This is a genomic window from Oceanisphaera arctica, from assembly GCF_002936955.1.
GTDB lineage: Bacteria > Pseudomonadota > Gammaproteobacteria > Enterobacterales > Aeromonadaceae > Oceanimonas > Oceanimonas arctica.
Window position 1 is genome coordinate 93410 of record NZ_MPZM01000008.1, and the last position, 13556, is coordinate 106965.

Consider the following 13556-nt stretch of genomic DNA (forward strand, 5'->3'; position numbering starts at 1 on the left):
CTATCCTTTGAGTTCACTCTGTTTGGCACTCGAGCTACAGGTCAACAGACCCCAAGATCCCGAGTTGATCCCATAAACTGTCGACCCTTTGTTTTACTTCGTCCGTCATCTCGATGGGCAGACCCCATTCTCTGTCGGTTTCACCCGGCCACTTGTTGGTGGCGTCCATCCCCATTTTGGAGCCCAGGCCGGATACCGGCGAGGCAAAGTCCAGATAGTCGATGGGGGTGTGTTCGATCAGAGTGGTATCTCGCGCCGGGTCCATTCGGGTCGTAATGGCCCAGATCACGTCGTTCCAGTCTCTGGCGTTGATATCGTCGTCGCACACGATAACGAACTTGGTATACATGAATTGCCGTAAAAACGACCAAACGCCCAGCATGACACGTTTGGCATGGCCCGGGTAGCGCTTTTTAATGGTCACCACCGCCATACGATAGGAGCAGCCTTCCGGCGGCAGATAGAAGTCGACTATCTCCGGAAACTGCTTCTGCAGTATGGGCACAAACACCTCGTTCAGCGCCACACCCAGTATCGCCGGCTCGTCGGGCGGACGACCGGTATAGGTGGAGTGATAGATGGCGTCTTGCCGGCGGGTGATACGCTCCACGGTAAACACCGGGAACTCGTCAATTTCGTTGTAATAGCCGGTGTGATCGCCATAGGGACCTTCCGGCGCCATTTCGTCGGGATAGATATAGCCTTCCAGCACGATTTCGGCGCTGGCCGGCACGTCCAGATCGCTGCCGATACATTTGACCACCTCGGTACGGCTGCCGCGCAGCAGGCCGGCAAAGGCATATTCGGACAGGGTATCGGGTACCGGCGTGACGGCGCCGAGAATGGTCGCCGGATCGGCGCCCAAGGCCACGGCCACAGGATAAGGCTGGCCGGGATTGGCTTCCTGCCACTCACGAAAATCGAGGGCACCACCGCGGTGGCTTAGCCAGCGCATGATCACCTTGTTCTTGCCCAGCAACTGCTGACGATAAATGCCCAGATTCTGGCGCTTCTTGTAAGGCCCGCGGGTAATGGTCAGGCCCCAGGTGATCAGGGGCGCCGCATCGCCGGGCCAGCAATGCTGAATGGGTAGCTGGGTCAGGTCGACATCGTCACCTTCCAGCACCACTTCCTGACAGGGGGCCTTCTTCAGCCGCTTGACCGGCATATTGAGCACCTGCTTGAAGATGGGCAGCTTTTCCATCAGCTCTTTCAGGCCGCGGGGCGGCTCCGGCTCTTTCAGATAAGACAGCCAGCGTCCCACTTCGCGCAGCGACTCAACATCCTGCTGGCCCATGCCCATAGCCACCCGTTTGGGGGTGCCAAACAGGTTGCCCAGCACCGGCATATCGAAGCCCTTGGGGTTTTCAAACAACAGGGCCGGACCACCCGCCTTGAGCGTGCGATCACAGATCTCTGTCATTTCCAGATAGGGGTCGATTTCATGCTGGATACGCTTGAGTTCGCCCTGAGCTTCGAGTTGCGCAATAAAGTCGCGCAAGTCCTTATATTTCATAGGTTTATTCCAAGAGCATCGAATAACGCCGAAGATTATACCCCGTTAGAGATAGCTTGTATCGGGCAATAAAAAACCGCGGACGGGCCGCGGTTCTTTTTAACTTCTGATGATTACTTCTGCTGCCGCTTCATGGCTTCAAAGAACTCATCGTTGGTCTTGGTCATCGCCAGCTTGTCGATCAGGAACTCGATGCCGTCACTCTCGCCCATGGGATGCACGATCTTGCGCAATATCCACATCTTCTGCAGCTCGTCCGGAGTGGTGAGCAACTCTTCACGACGGGTGCCGGAACGAGGAATGTCGATGGCCGGATACACCCGCTTCTCGGCAATCTTGCGCGACAGGTGCAGTTCCATGTTACCGGTGCCCTTGAACTCTTCGTAGATAACGTCATCCATCTTGGAGCCGGTTTCTACCAGAGCAGTGGCGATAATGGTCAGGCTGCCGCCCTCTTCCACATTACGGGCCGCACCGAAGAAACGCTTGGGGCGATGCAGGGCGTTGGCATCCACACCACCGGTCAGTACCTTGCCGGAGGACGGCACTACGGTATTGTAGGCACGGGCCAGACGGGTAATGGAGTCGAGCAGGATCACCACGTCTTTCTTGTGTTCGACCAGGCGCTTGGCCTTTTCGATCACCATGTCGGCCACCTGTACGTGACGGGCGGCAGGCTCGTCGAAGGTAGAAGCAATCACTTCACCCTTCACCATGCGCTGCATCTCGGTCACTTCTTCCGGACGCTCGTCGATCAGCAGGACGATCAGCACACATTCCGGATGGTTGTAGGCGATGCTTTGCGCGATGTTCTGCAGCAGCATGGTCTTACCGGCCTTGGGCGGCGCCACGATCAGGCCACGCTGGCCCTTGCCGATCGGCGATGCCAGATCCAGCACCCGGGCGGTGATGTCTTCGGTAGAGCCGTTGCCCCGTTCCATCTTCATCCGCTCGTTGGCGTGCAGCGGGGTCAGGTTTTCGAACAGTATTTTGTTACGGGCATTTTCGGGTCTGTCGTAGTTGACCTCATTGATCTTCAACAGCGCGAAGTAGCGCTCGCCTTCTTTCGGCGGGCGGATCTTGCCAGCGATGGTGTCACCGGTGCGCAGGTTGAAACGACGGATCTGACTGGGCGAGACATAGATGTCATCCGGGCCGGCCAGATAAGAGGAATCGGCACTGCGCAAAAAGCCAAAGCCATCCTGCAATATTTCCAGCACGCCATCGCCGAAAATATCTTCACCACTTTTGGCATGAGCCTTGAGGATAGCGAAGATGATGTCTTGCTTGCGCAAACGGGCGAGGTTTTCCAGGCCCATGGTTTCCCCAAGCTTTACTAGCTCAGGGACGGGGGTATTCTTGAGTTCGGTAAGGTTCATAGTGGTGGGTTTCTGTCAACCAGGATGTGTTAAATAATCAGGAAAGTCTGCCGGGGTGAGACTTGAAATCGGAGGGCCTCTGGGGCACAAAATAGGCTAGCAAACGAACAATAAACTAGCACCAAAAAGAAAGGCCGTCTAGCAAAAAACGATAAGGGGTGCGTTGCGCCCCCCTTATCTCACCATTACAGGTTGGCGTCCAGGAACTCTTTCAGTTGAGTCTTGGACAGCGCACCTACCTTGGTGGCCGCTACTTCGCCATTCTTGAACAGCAGCAGCGTGGGGATACCACGAATACCAAACTTGGGCGGAGTATCTGCATTCTGATCGATATTCAGCTTGGCCACGGTGACCTTGCCTTCATATTCCCCGGCCACTTCGGCCAGGATGGGGGCGATCATCTTGCAAGGACCACACCATTCAGCCCAGAAATCTACCAGAACCGGGCCATTGGCCTTAATCACGTCAGCTTCGAAGCTGGCATCGGTCAGCTGAACAATTTTGTCACTCATCTCCAACTCCAATCAGTCGTTTTATCCCGCGACACACAACGTCGGGGGCAATTTAGTTGGCCTATTTCAAATGATCCTGTTTATTATTGCAAGCCTAACCTGATATTCTGAACACTATGAGCAAAACACACTTAACAGACGTAAAATTTGCCCAGTTGGGCCTGCAGCCGCAGGTTCTGGCCGGACTGGAAGCAAAGGGATTTCACAACTGCACGCCCATTCAGGCGTTGTCGTTACCCCATTTACTGGCAGGCAAGGATATCGCCGGACAAGCCCAGACAGGCACCGGTAAAACCATCGCCTTCCTCGCCGCCACCTTTGATCATCTGCTGACCACGCCGGCACTCGAAAACCGCCAGCTGAACCAGCCTCGGGCCATTATCATGGCGCCTACCCGCGAGCTGGCAATACAGATCTTCAACGACGCCGACACCATCAGCGCCAGTACCGGCCTCAAGCTGGGTCTGGCCTACGGCGGCGATGGCTACGAGAAACAGATAGAGGTGCTGGAAGCCGGCGTCGATATCCTGGTCGGCACCACGGGTCGCATCATCGACTTTCTCAAGAAACAAGTCATCGATGTGGGCGCCATTCAGGTAGTGGTTCTGGATGAAGCGGATCGCATGTTCGATCTGGGCTTTATCAAGGACATCCGCTTCCTGTTCCGCCGTATGCCGGCAGCTACCCTGCGCCAGAACATGCTGTTTTCCGCCACCCTGTCGCTGCGGGTTCAGGAGCTGGCCTACGAGCACATGAACAGCCCCGAGCACGTGCAGATAGAGCCGGAACGCAAAACCGGTATTCGCATCAAGGAAGAGCTGTTCTACCCGGCACAGGAAGACAAGCTGCCGCTGTTGCTGACCTTGATGGAAGAAGAATGGCCCGACAAGGCCATCGTGTTCGCCAACACCAAGCACAGCTGCGAAAAGGTTCACGCCTGGCTGCAGGCAGATGGGCACCGCGTCGGCATGCTGACCGGTGATGTTCCCCAGAAGAAACGGATGTCCATACTCGAGGATTTCACCAACGGTGTGCTGGATATTCTGGTCGCTACCGATGTGGCGGCCCGTGGCCTGCATATTCCCGATGTGACGCACGTGTTCAACTACGACTTGCCCGATGATGCGGAAGACTATGTGCATCGTATCGGCCGAACCGGCCGAGCCGGCGCCAGCGGTTGTTCCATCAGCTTTGCCTGCGAAGAATACGTGTTCAACCTGCCGGCGGTGGAAGCCTATATCGAGCATGAAATTCCGGTCAGCAAATACGACAAGGACGCCCTGCTCGATGATGTGACGCCCCCGACGCACATTCACCATCACAGAGCTCACGCCAATCGCGGTCCACGCCAGGGTAGCGGCCAGCGTCGTCCGGGCGGCAACAATCGTCGCCGCCCGCAGGGTACCCGGAGCTAAGCCAGGTGAAAAACGCCGACCTTTATGCTGCCGTGGATCTCGGATCCAACAGCTTCCATATGCTGGTGGTGCATGAAGTGGCCGGCGCCTGCCGCACCCTGGCCAAGATCAAGCGCAAGGTGCGCCTCGCCGCCGGCCTGCAAGCCGACGGCAGCCTCGATGCGGCGTCCATGCAACGAGGCTGGGATTGCCTGCAACTGTTCGCCGAACAGTTGCAGGACATTCCCGCCGACCATATTCGTATCGTCGGCACCGCCACCCTGCGCCTGGCGACCAATATAACGGTCTTTCTCGAACGGGCTCAGGCCATTCTGGGCCATCCCATCCGCATTATTTCCGGTGAAGAAGAAGCCGCCACCATCTATGAAGGCGTGGCCTGGACCTCATCCGGTGTCGGCCGACGGCTGGTGATCGACATCGGCGGTGCCAGCACCGAGCTGATCGTCGGTGAAGGCACGGCTCCGCAGCTGCTTAACAGCCTGCACATGGGCTGCGTCACCTGGCTTAATCGCTACTTCGTCGGCGGGCAGCTGTCTGCCGCCAACTTTGACCACGCCATTGCCGCCGCCCGTCAGACCCTGATGCCAGTTGCCGGCGACTACCTCAAACTCGGTTGGCAAAACTGCATCGGCGCCTCCGGCACCGTGCAGGCCATTCAGGAAATCATGATAAGTCAGGGTGAGGATGAACAAATCACCCTGGCCAAGCTGATGCAACTCAAACAACAGGCCATCGCCTGTGGCCATCTCGACCGGCTCCAGCAACCCGGCTTGCAAGTGGATCGCGTCACCGTATTTCCGTCCGGCCTGGCGATTCTGATCGCCCTGTTCGAGATGCTGGCGATAGACAGCATGACGCTGGCCGGCGGCGCTCTGCGCGAGGGCCTGATCTACGGCATGCTGGGCCGCCGCCGAGAGTGTGATGCCCGGGTGCGCACCGCCGACAGCCTGATCAGCCGCTATCAGCTGGACAGGGAACAGGCCGAACGAGTGCGCAACACCGCCCTCAAGGCCCTGCAGCAACTGCCCAACAGCCAGAATATCGACTCCCCAGCCACCGCCATGCTGGGCTGGGCCGCCCTGCTCTACGAACTGGGGCTCTGCATAGAGTACAAACGCGCTCCCGAGCATGCCGCCTATATCATCCGCCATGTGGACTTGCCGGGCTTTACACCTGCTCAGAAACAGCTGCTGGCCGCCCTGTTACTGAACCAGCGGGACGACTTCCGACAGGAGTCGCTGGAGCAGCAAAGCGCCATCGAAACAGAGCAGGCTATTCTGCTGGCCCGACTACTGCGTCTGGCCATCATCCTCTGCCTGCGCCGCACCCGCGGCACGGTGCCGGAGTTCCGGCTGGTGGCAGATGCTCAGCAGCTAACGCTGACGCTACCGGCTAACTGGAGTCAGACCCATCATCTGCGCGCCAGTGAGTTACAGCAAGAAGCTCAGCGCCAAACCGCACAAGGCTGGCCGCTGGTGATTCAGGAGCAAGATTAGGGATTAGGGACCCTAACCAGTCCCAAATCCCCAGTCCCTGTTTTACTTTTCTTCTTTCAGCCAGGTCGCGACCCGCTTGGCAAAGTAGGTCAGGATGCCGTCGGCCCCGGCGCGTTTGAAGCACATCAGTGACTCCAGTACGGTTTCCCGCTCTTTCAACCAGCCGTTCTGAATGGCCGCCATGTGCATGGCGTACTCACCACTGACCTGATAGGCGAAAGTCGGTACGCCAAACTGATCTTTCACCCGGCGTACCACGTCCAGATAGGGCATGCCCGGCTTGACCATGACGCTGTCGGCGCCTTCCTGGATATCCAGGGCCACTTCCTGCAGCGCTTCATCGCTGTTGGCCGGATCCATCTGATAAGTGGACTTGTTGCCACCCTTGAGGTTACCCGCGGAGCCGACCGCATCGCGGAAAGGGCCGTAATAGTTGGAAGCGTACTTGGCGGAATAGGCCATGATCTGAGTGTTAATAAAGCCGGCTTCTTCCAACGCCTGACGAATGGCACCGATACGGCCATCCATCATGTCGGAAGGCGCCACAATGTCGGCTCCGGCTTCGGCGTGACTCAGCGCCTGCTTCACCAGTACTTCGGTGGTCACATCGTTGAGCACATAGCCGTCGTCGTCGAGAATGCCGTCCTGACCGTGCACGGTGAAGGGATCCAATGCCACGTCGGTCATTACGCCCAGTTCGGGAAAGGCTTTCTTGAGCTCTCGTACCGCTTCCTGGGCCAGCCCTTCCGGATTGTAGGCTTCTTCGGCCAGCAGCGTTTTCTCACTCGGGTTCACCACCGGGAACAAAGCAATCAGCGGCACGCCCAATTGCACCAGCTCCGCCGCTTCTTCCAGCAATAGATCGATGGACAGTCGCTCGATACCGGGCATGGACGCTACCGCTTCCCTACGCTGAAAGCCGGGCAAGACAAACACCGGATAGATCAGATCGTCCACCGTCAGAGTATTTTCGCGTACCAGTCGACGGCTGAAATCATGCTTGCGTGAGCGACGCAAGCGACGAGAGGGAAAACCAGCAAACACTTGTTGAGTCATAGCTACTCCTGAATACGTCCTAAATACGGAAAAAAGCGCGGCTGGTCGCCGTAGTCGCGGCTGCCAGGGCGTCGGGATCGTCGCCCCGGCAGGCGACAATGCGCCGGGCAATATGAGGGAGGTACGCCGGTTCGTTACGTCGGCTGGACGGCTTGGGTGACAAGTCTCGCGGCAACAGATAGGGGCTGTCGGTTTCGATCATCAATCGATGGTCCGGGATCAGCGACACCAGACGCTGTAATTCCTGGCCACGACGTTCGTCGCAGATCCAGCCGGTGATACCGATATGAAGATCCAGTGCCAGACAGCCGCGCAGCTCGGCTTCGCTGCCGGTGAAACAGTGCAGCACCGCCGCTGGCAGCCGACTGCGCCAGGGCCTGAGGATATCGAGAAAGCGATCATGGGCGTCCCGGCAGTGCATGAATACCGGCAGCTGCAACTCGGCCGCCAGCTCTAGCTGGGCTTCAAACACCGCATCCTGCTGGGGCCGCGGCGAAAAGTCCCGGTTATAGTCGAGGCCACACTCGCCGATGGCCACCACTTGGGGCTGTGCCGCCAGTGCTCGCAGTACCGACAGGCTCTGGCCGTCGAAGGTCTTGGCATCATGAGGATGAATGCCGGCGGTGGCGTAACAGAATCCGGGCTCGGTGGCGGCATAATCGGCCACCGCCCGGCTTTCTTCCAGATTGGTGCCGGTCAGCACCAGCGCCGAGATACCGGCAGCTTTGGCCCTGATAATGACCTGATCTCTATCTTTGTCGAACTGGCTGTTGGTCAGGTTGACCCCGATGTCGATCATGAGGCGTCGTCCTGCTCTTCTTCCTCGCCTTTATCACGCACGTAGAAACGGGCGAAGAAGACCCCGACTTCGAACAACAACCACATGGGAATAGCCAGCAGGGTCTGGGATATCACATCCGGCGGCGTCAGCAGCATGCCGACGATAAACACCACCACAATCACATAGGGCCGCTTGCCAGACAGATCTTTCGGCGTCGTCACCCCGGTCCAACATAACAAAATGGTGGCGATGGGAATCTCGAAGGCGATGCCGAAGGCCACGAAGAGGCCGAGCACGAAGTCGAGATAACTGGCAATGTCGGTGGCAATGGTCACCCCTTCCGGCGCCATCTTGGTGAAGAAACCGAAGGCCAGCGGAAATACCACGAAATAGGCGAACGCAGCGCCCGCATAAAACAGCAGGGCGCTGGAAAACACCAGCGGGGCTATTAGCCGCTTCTCGTGCTTGTACAGGCCGGGGGCAATAAAGGCCCAGACCTGATAGAGCACATAGGGAATGGCAGCAAAAAACGACACTATCAGCGTGAGCTTCATTGGGGTCAGAAACGGCGTCGCTACCCCGGTGGCAATCATGCTGGTGCCTTCCGGCAACTGCCGCAGCAGCGGCTCGGCCAGAATGCTGTAGATGTCGTTGGCAAAATACACCAGGGCCAGAAAGACCAGCACAATCGCGGCAAAGGCCCTGAGTAGGCGACTCCTCAGCTCAACCAGATGGCTGATCAGCGGCTGCTGTGTTTGACTCATTTAAGATTTATCCTGAGGCTCTTTCGATGGCGGGGTATCGGTTTCGGCACCATGGACACCGGCGCTACCGGCCTCTCTTTTTTCATAGGGGCGAGTAACGGAGGCAGCAGCATCCTTCAACTGGTCGATGGACTCTTGCAGCTCCGGGCTCAGGTTTTTCATGTCGAGCTGTTCGGCTTTTTTCAGATCCCGATGCAACTCTTCCATTCTTAATTCCTGAGCCAGCTCGGTTTTCACCGCATTGGCGGTGTCCCGTACCGTCCTGAACATCCGGGACACAGTTCTGATGGCCACAGGAAGTCGCTCCGGCCCCAGTACCAGCAGCCCGACCACCCCAATTACCACCAGCTCCCAGAAACCGATATCGAACATGGTTATACCTGATCTTTATCTTTGGTTTTTTCCTGATCTTTCTTGTTCAGGGCATCACCCTGTTCTTTTTTGTCGGCCAGCGTCTGCTGCTCGAAGTCGGCATCCTTCTTGTCCTTCTCCTCGTCGGTCATCGCCTTCTTGAAGCCCTTCACCGCCGAGCCCAGGTCGGAACCCATACCGCGCAACTTCTTCGTACCGAACAACAGCACCACTATCAACACCACGATAAGCAGCTGCCAAACACTGATTCCACCCATAGCACACCTTTCCTATATAAAGAGTAAACAATCAATAAACATGATATCCGAGCTTGATGACAGTATCTGGACACCAGATCAAATTAACGTGCTATTTTTCGCCAGCCCAGCAACCATACAACCAAAGTCAGTACCAGACCAGACATGGCCCACTCGCTTTTATCCATCCCCAGCAGCAGGGTACTGGCCAGCAAGATAGTGGCGCCCATGGCCAGCAAGAAACGCCCCTGGCCCTGGCCTTTATTTTGCTGGGCAAACTGGTTATAGAGACCTTGCACCTGCCGCTGCTGCAACTTTGCCTGGCGCAGAGCGTCATAGACCAGCTCCGGCAAGTCGGGCAGCTTCTCGGCCCAGAACGGCGCCTTTTCCTTCACCGCATTGATCACCGCCTTGTAACCGACCTGCTGCTGCATCCATTCTTCCAGAAAGGGCTTGGCCGTCTTCCACAAGTCCAGCTGCGGATACAGCTGACGACCGACACCCTCGACATAGAGCAGGGTTTTCTGCAACAACACCAGCTGCGGCTGCACCGCCATATTGAAGCGGCGGGCGGTATTGAAGAGGTTCAGCAGTACATGGCCGAAGGAAATTTCCGACAGCGGTTTTTCGAAGATGGGCTCCAGCACGGTACGGATAGCTGACTCGAACTCTTCCACCTTGGTGTCAGCCGGCACCCAGCCCGACTCCACATGCAGCTCGGCTACCTTGCGGTAATCCCGGTTAAAGAACGCCAGGAAGTTCTCCGCCAGATAACGCTTGTCGTCCCGGTTGAGGGTGCCCACTATGCCGCAGTCGATGCCGATCCACTGGGGATCTTCCGGGTGTTCGTAAGAGACGAAGATATTGCCCGGATGCATGTCCGCATGAAAAAAGCTGTCACGGAACACCTGGGTAAAGAACACTTCCACGCCCCGCTCCGCCAACAGCTTCATGTTAGTGCCATTGGCTTCCAGCGCCTCAATATCGGAGACCGGAATACCGTAGATACGCTCCATCACCAGCACATTTTCATGACAGTAGCTGGAATGGATTTCCGGCACGTACAGGGTACGAGAACCTTCGAAATTGCGTCGCAACTGAATGGCGTTAGCCGCTTCGCGCAGCAGGTTCAACTCGTCAAAGAGAGTCTTTCGGTACTCTTCCACCACCTCGACCGGCCGCAACCGACTGCTGCGCTCGGGCACCAGGCGGGCCACCAGTGTAGCCATGGAATGCATCAGGCTGACATCGGCCTCGATAACCTTCTCGATATCGGGTCGGATCACCTTGATCACGATCTCCTGACCGGTTTTCAGCCTGGCGGTATGTACCTGGGCAATGGAGGCCGAGGCCAGCGGTTTTTCATCGAAGTTATCGAACAATACCTCTATGGGCTGCCGCAGGCTGGCTTCAATCTGCTTGCGGGCCAGGATGCCATCGAAGGGGGGCACCCGGTCTTGCAGCAGTGCCAGCTCTTCGGCAATATCCGGTGGTAACAGATCGCGGCGCGTCGACAACATCTGACCGAACTTGATAAAGACAGGCCCCAGATGCTCGAACGCCAGGCGGATACGCTTGCCGCGCGACAAGTCCGGATGCCGATTTTTCAGCCAGAACAGGCTTTTTCTTGCCAACCGCGCCGGCAATACCTGTAGCCGTGCCGGTATCAGTTCATCCAGGCCATACTCGAACAGGGTTTTTCCAATCTGGTAGAGCCGGAATAACTCCCGCAGTTTTTTCATGAATGCACAACCTTATCCGTCAGCGTTGCCAGTCGTCCCTGCAACTGCAACAAGCGCTTGTTCAGCTCGGCCACGTCATCACTAAAGTCGGCCAGCTCCAGCGGGCCCACCGCCAGGCGGGCTTCTTCCCGCACATAATCTCCTAGCTGATCCCGTACTCCCAGAGCTCGGCGCTCTACGGCCGTCCTGAACTCACGGCCATGACGACACAACAGGTGCGCCATGATGTCGCCGGTATAAGGGGCGAGCAACGCTTCCAGATCGATATTGGGATCTTTGACCAAGGCGGAAAAATCCTGCCAGGGCTGAGGGTCTCCCTGCAAATCGATACGCCCGTCACGGATATATTGCATCAGCAGGCCTTTGTCTTTCAGCAGGCCCAAGGCATTGAGTGACAAACTCAGATGGCTGTCCACCGCGCCTTCATAATGCCGCAGTATTTCCAACCGTTCGGCGGAAAACAGCAGGTACAGGCCAGCCACATCGGTCACGGTCAGCTGCAACACCTTCCCCTGTAATGGCGTCATCTTCTTCAATCGCTCGCTATCCTGCAGCATAAAACGATTAAATACCGCCTCGAGCGAACCATTGAGCAAGGGAAACAGCAAGTCTTTCATCAGAATTTGAACCCGCGGTGCAACGCTACTATGCCATCGGTCAGGTTAAAGTATTCCACCTGCTCCAGACCTGCCTGCTCCATCATCGACTTCAGGGTTTCCTGATCCGGGTGCATACGGATAGACTCAGCCAGATACTGGTAGCTGTCACTGTCTTTGGCTACGATGCTGCCGACCTTGGGCAGAATATTGAACGAATAGAAGTCGTACAGCTTGTTCATGATTTCGTGCTGAGGTTTGGAGAACTCCAGCACCAGCAAACGGCCGCCGGGCTTAAGTACCCGCTGCATGGACGCCAGCGCCTTGTCTTTATCGGTTACGTTACGCAGGCCGAAGGCAATGGTAATCAGATCGAAGTGATTATCCGGGAACGGCAGCGCCTCTGCATTAGCCTGCACATAGGCGATGTTGCTGCCCAGCCCCCTGTTTCTCAGTTTGTCCCGGCCCACCTTGAGCATGGAATCGTTGATATCAGCCAGCACCACCTGTCCGGTTTCGCCGACGATACGGGAAAATTTCGCGGTCAAATCACCGGTGCCACCGGCCAGATCCAACACTTTCTGTCCCTTGCGTATTCCAGAACAATCGATGGTGAAACGTTTCCACAACCGATGAACACCAAAAGACATCAGGTCATTCATCAGGTCGTATTTCGCGGCTACCGAGTGAAATACGCTGGCGACCATCTGTTCTTTTTCATTGGCTTCCACCGTTTTGTAACCAAAGTGGGTCGTCGACTTGTGCTGTTCTGGCATGCTGAAGGCACCTATAAAATCAAAGTGAGTTAGTGTACTGCAAATGCGTGGTCCCGACTAACGGGAAGCTATCAGACTGCCGGTAATCTGCATACCAAAATACGTAAACATGATACAGCAAACCACATTGAGACACACATTCAACACGGCCTTAAGCCATTGACCATGCTCAAGTAATAACACCGTATCGAGCGAGAAAGAAGAGAAGGTGGTAAGTGCACCCAGCATTCCGACCATGACAAAAGGACGCCATGAATGAGTGCTGAGCACCTGCTGTTGCACCAGCACGAACATGACGCCCATCAGCATGGAGCCGAGCAGGTTGACGGTCAGAATACCGTAGGGGAAAGAACGGCCCAGTAGACGGGCCATCAGGTCGGTGATGACAAAGCGCAATACGGCTCCCGTTGCACCACCGACGGCAATAAACAGCAGGGTTTTCATTTTAAAACCGGCTCAGAAAAAATAATGGCTCAGTTTACGCCGCGCATCATCAAAAACCCACAGTCAGTTGTGTAAGGTCCTTGATAGCAGGGCTGTAGACGCTGCCCTGATACGCTGAAAAATTCAGGCAAGGCGTTCCCGCTTGGCCTTGACCGATTCACCGGCTACACCGAAGTCCTGAGTGGCAATATCCTGCAGCAGGATCCTGACCGTTTCCGGCTTGACGTCCAGCGCACGTACACAGGCGTCGGTCACTTCACGGATCAACGCTTCTTTCTGCGCGTTGCTGCGTCCTTCGATCAGGGCGATATTGAGAATCGGCATTACGACTTCCTTTCAGTAATAAAATAGGCAATCATTACAGTAAAAAATGTGAGCCGAGTCAACTTTCCGTGAGGCGTGTTGAGCTTGGTGATCGAAGCTCGGCGCTGTGTTTGCACCTCACCTTACCCTTCACACCTCACTATTTTT

Annotated in this window: 14 protein-coding genes and 1 pseudogene; 2 read left to right on the plus strand and 13 right to left on the minus strand. The window is 56.5% G+C overall.

Features of this window, described 5'->3' with window-relative positions; translation table 11 throughout:
* The 3 genes and pseudogenes from ubiD to trxA form a co-directional block, all read right to left on the minus strand.
* Positions 1–1516 (minus strand): annotated as a pseudogene (gene ubiD, locus UN63_RS05850) (4-hydroxy-3-polyprenylbenzoate decarboxylase).
* Between the two features lie 113 nt (positions 1517–1629).
* On the minus strand, positions 1630–2895 hold the full coding sequence (gene rho / locus UN63_RS05855; protein ID WP_104485842.1) for a transcription termination factor Rho: 1266 nt from the start codon (positions 2893–2895) through the stop codon (positions 1630–1632).
* Positions 2896–3080: 185 nt separating this feature from the next.
* Positions 3081–3407, minus strand: a complete 327-nt coding sequence (gene trxA / locus UN63_RS05860) for a thioredoxin TrxA (protein ID WP_104485843.1) — start codon at positions 3405–3407, stop codon at positions 3081–3083.
* A gap of 116 nt (positions 3408–3523) precedes the next feature.
* Between trxA and rhlB the strand changes: the two genes are divergently transcribed.
* Positions 3524–4822: an ATP-dependent RNA helicase RhlB gene (gene rhlB, locus UN63_RS05865; protein WP_104485844.1), complete on the plus strand. Its 1299-nt coding sequence runs from the start codon at positions 3524–3526 to the stop codon at positions 4820–4822.
* Between the two features lie 5 nt (positions 4823–4827).
* Positions 4828–6318, plus strand: coding sequence for a guanosine-5'-triphosphate,3'-diphosphate diphosphatase (gene gppA / locus UN63_RS05870; protein ID WP_104485845.1), 1491 nt, complete (start codon positions 4828–4830; stop codon positions 6316–6318).
* A gap of 42 nt (positions 6319–6360) precedes the next feature.
* Here the strand turns inward: gppA and hemB are convergent, their stop codons facing one another.
* The 10 genes from hemB to UN63_RS05920 all read right to left on the minus strand — a co-directional run bounded on the left by hemB (position 6361) and on the right by UN63_RS05920 (position 13409).
* Entirely contained in the window at positions 6361–7374 is a 1014-nt protein-coding gene (gene hemB, locus UN63_RS05875) for a porphobilinogen synthase (RefSeq protein WP_104485846.1), read from the minus strand.
* 19 nt (positions 7375–7393) lie between these two features.
* Positions 7394–8173 carry a 3'-5' ssDNA/RNA exonuclease TatD gene (gene tatD / locus UN63_RS05880; protein WP_104485847.1) on the minus strand — a complete coding sequence of 260 codons (780 nt, stop codon included), beginning with the start codon at positions 8171–8173 and terminating at the stop codon, positions 7394–7396.
* Positions 8170–8919 carry a twin-arginine translocase subunit TatC gene (gene tatC / locus UN63_RS05885; protein WP_104485848.1) on the minus strand — a complete coding sequence of 250 codons (750 nt, stop codon included), beginning with the start codon at positions 8917–8919 and terminating at the stop codon, positions 8170–8172. The genes tatD and tatC overlap by 4 nt, the downstream gene beginning before the upstream one ends.
* Positions 8920–9291, minus strand: coding sequence for a Sec-independent protein translocase protein TatB (gene tatB / locus UN63_RS05890; protein WP_104485849.1), 372 nt, complete (start codon positions 9289–9291; stop codon positions 8920–8922). It lies immediately after the preceding gene.
* 2 nt (positions 9292–9293) lie between these two features.
* Complete coding sequence (gene tatA / locus UN63_RS05895; protein WP_104485850.1) at positions 9294–9548, minus strand: Sec-independent protein translocase subunit TatA; 255 nt, start codon at positions 9546–9548, stop codon at positions 9294–9296.
* Positions 9549–9631: 83 nt separating this feature from the next.
* Positions 9632–11269, minus strand: coding sequence for a ubiquinone biosynthesis regulatory protein kinase UbiB (gene ubiB / locus UN63_RS05900; protein WP_104485851.1), 1638 nt, complete (start codon positions 11267–11269; stop codon positions 9632–9634).
* Complete coding sequence (locus tag UN63_RS05905; protein WP_104485852.1) at positions 11266–11886, minus strand: ubiquinone biosynthesis accessory factor UbiJ; 621 nt, start codon at positions 11884–11886, stop codon at positions 11266–11268. Before UN63_RS05905 ends, ubiB begins: the two co-directional genes overlap by 4 nt.
* The gene (ubiE, locus tag UN63_RS05910; RefSeq protein ID WP_104485853.1) at positions 11886–12641 is read right to left on the minus strand and encodes a bifunctional demethylmenaquinone methyltransferase/2-methoxy-6-polyprenyl-1,4-benzoquinol methylase UbiE; all 756 of its coding nucleotides are present in this window, start codon (positions 12639–12641) and stop codon (positions 11886–11888) included. Before ubiE ends, UN63_RS05905 begins: the two co-directional genes overlap by 1 nt.
* A 57-nt stretch (positions 12642–12698) precedes the next feature.
* Positions 12699–13085, minus strand: a complete 387-nt coding sequence (crcB, locus tag UN63_RS05915; protein WP_104485854.1) for a fluoride efflux transporter CrcB — start codon at positions 13083–13085, stop codon at positions 12699–12701.
* 123 nt (positions 13086–13208) lie between these two features.
* On the minus strand, positions 13209–13409 hold the full coding sequence (locus UN63_RS05920) for a tautomerase family protein (protein WP_104485855.1): 201 nt from the start codon (positions 13407–13409) through the stop codon (positions 13209–13211).
* Between the last annotated feature and the right edge of the window lie 147 nt (positions 13410–13556).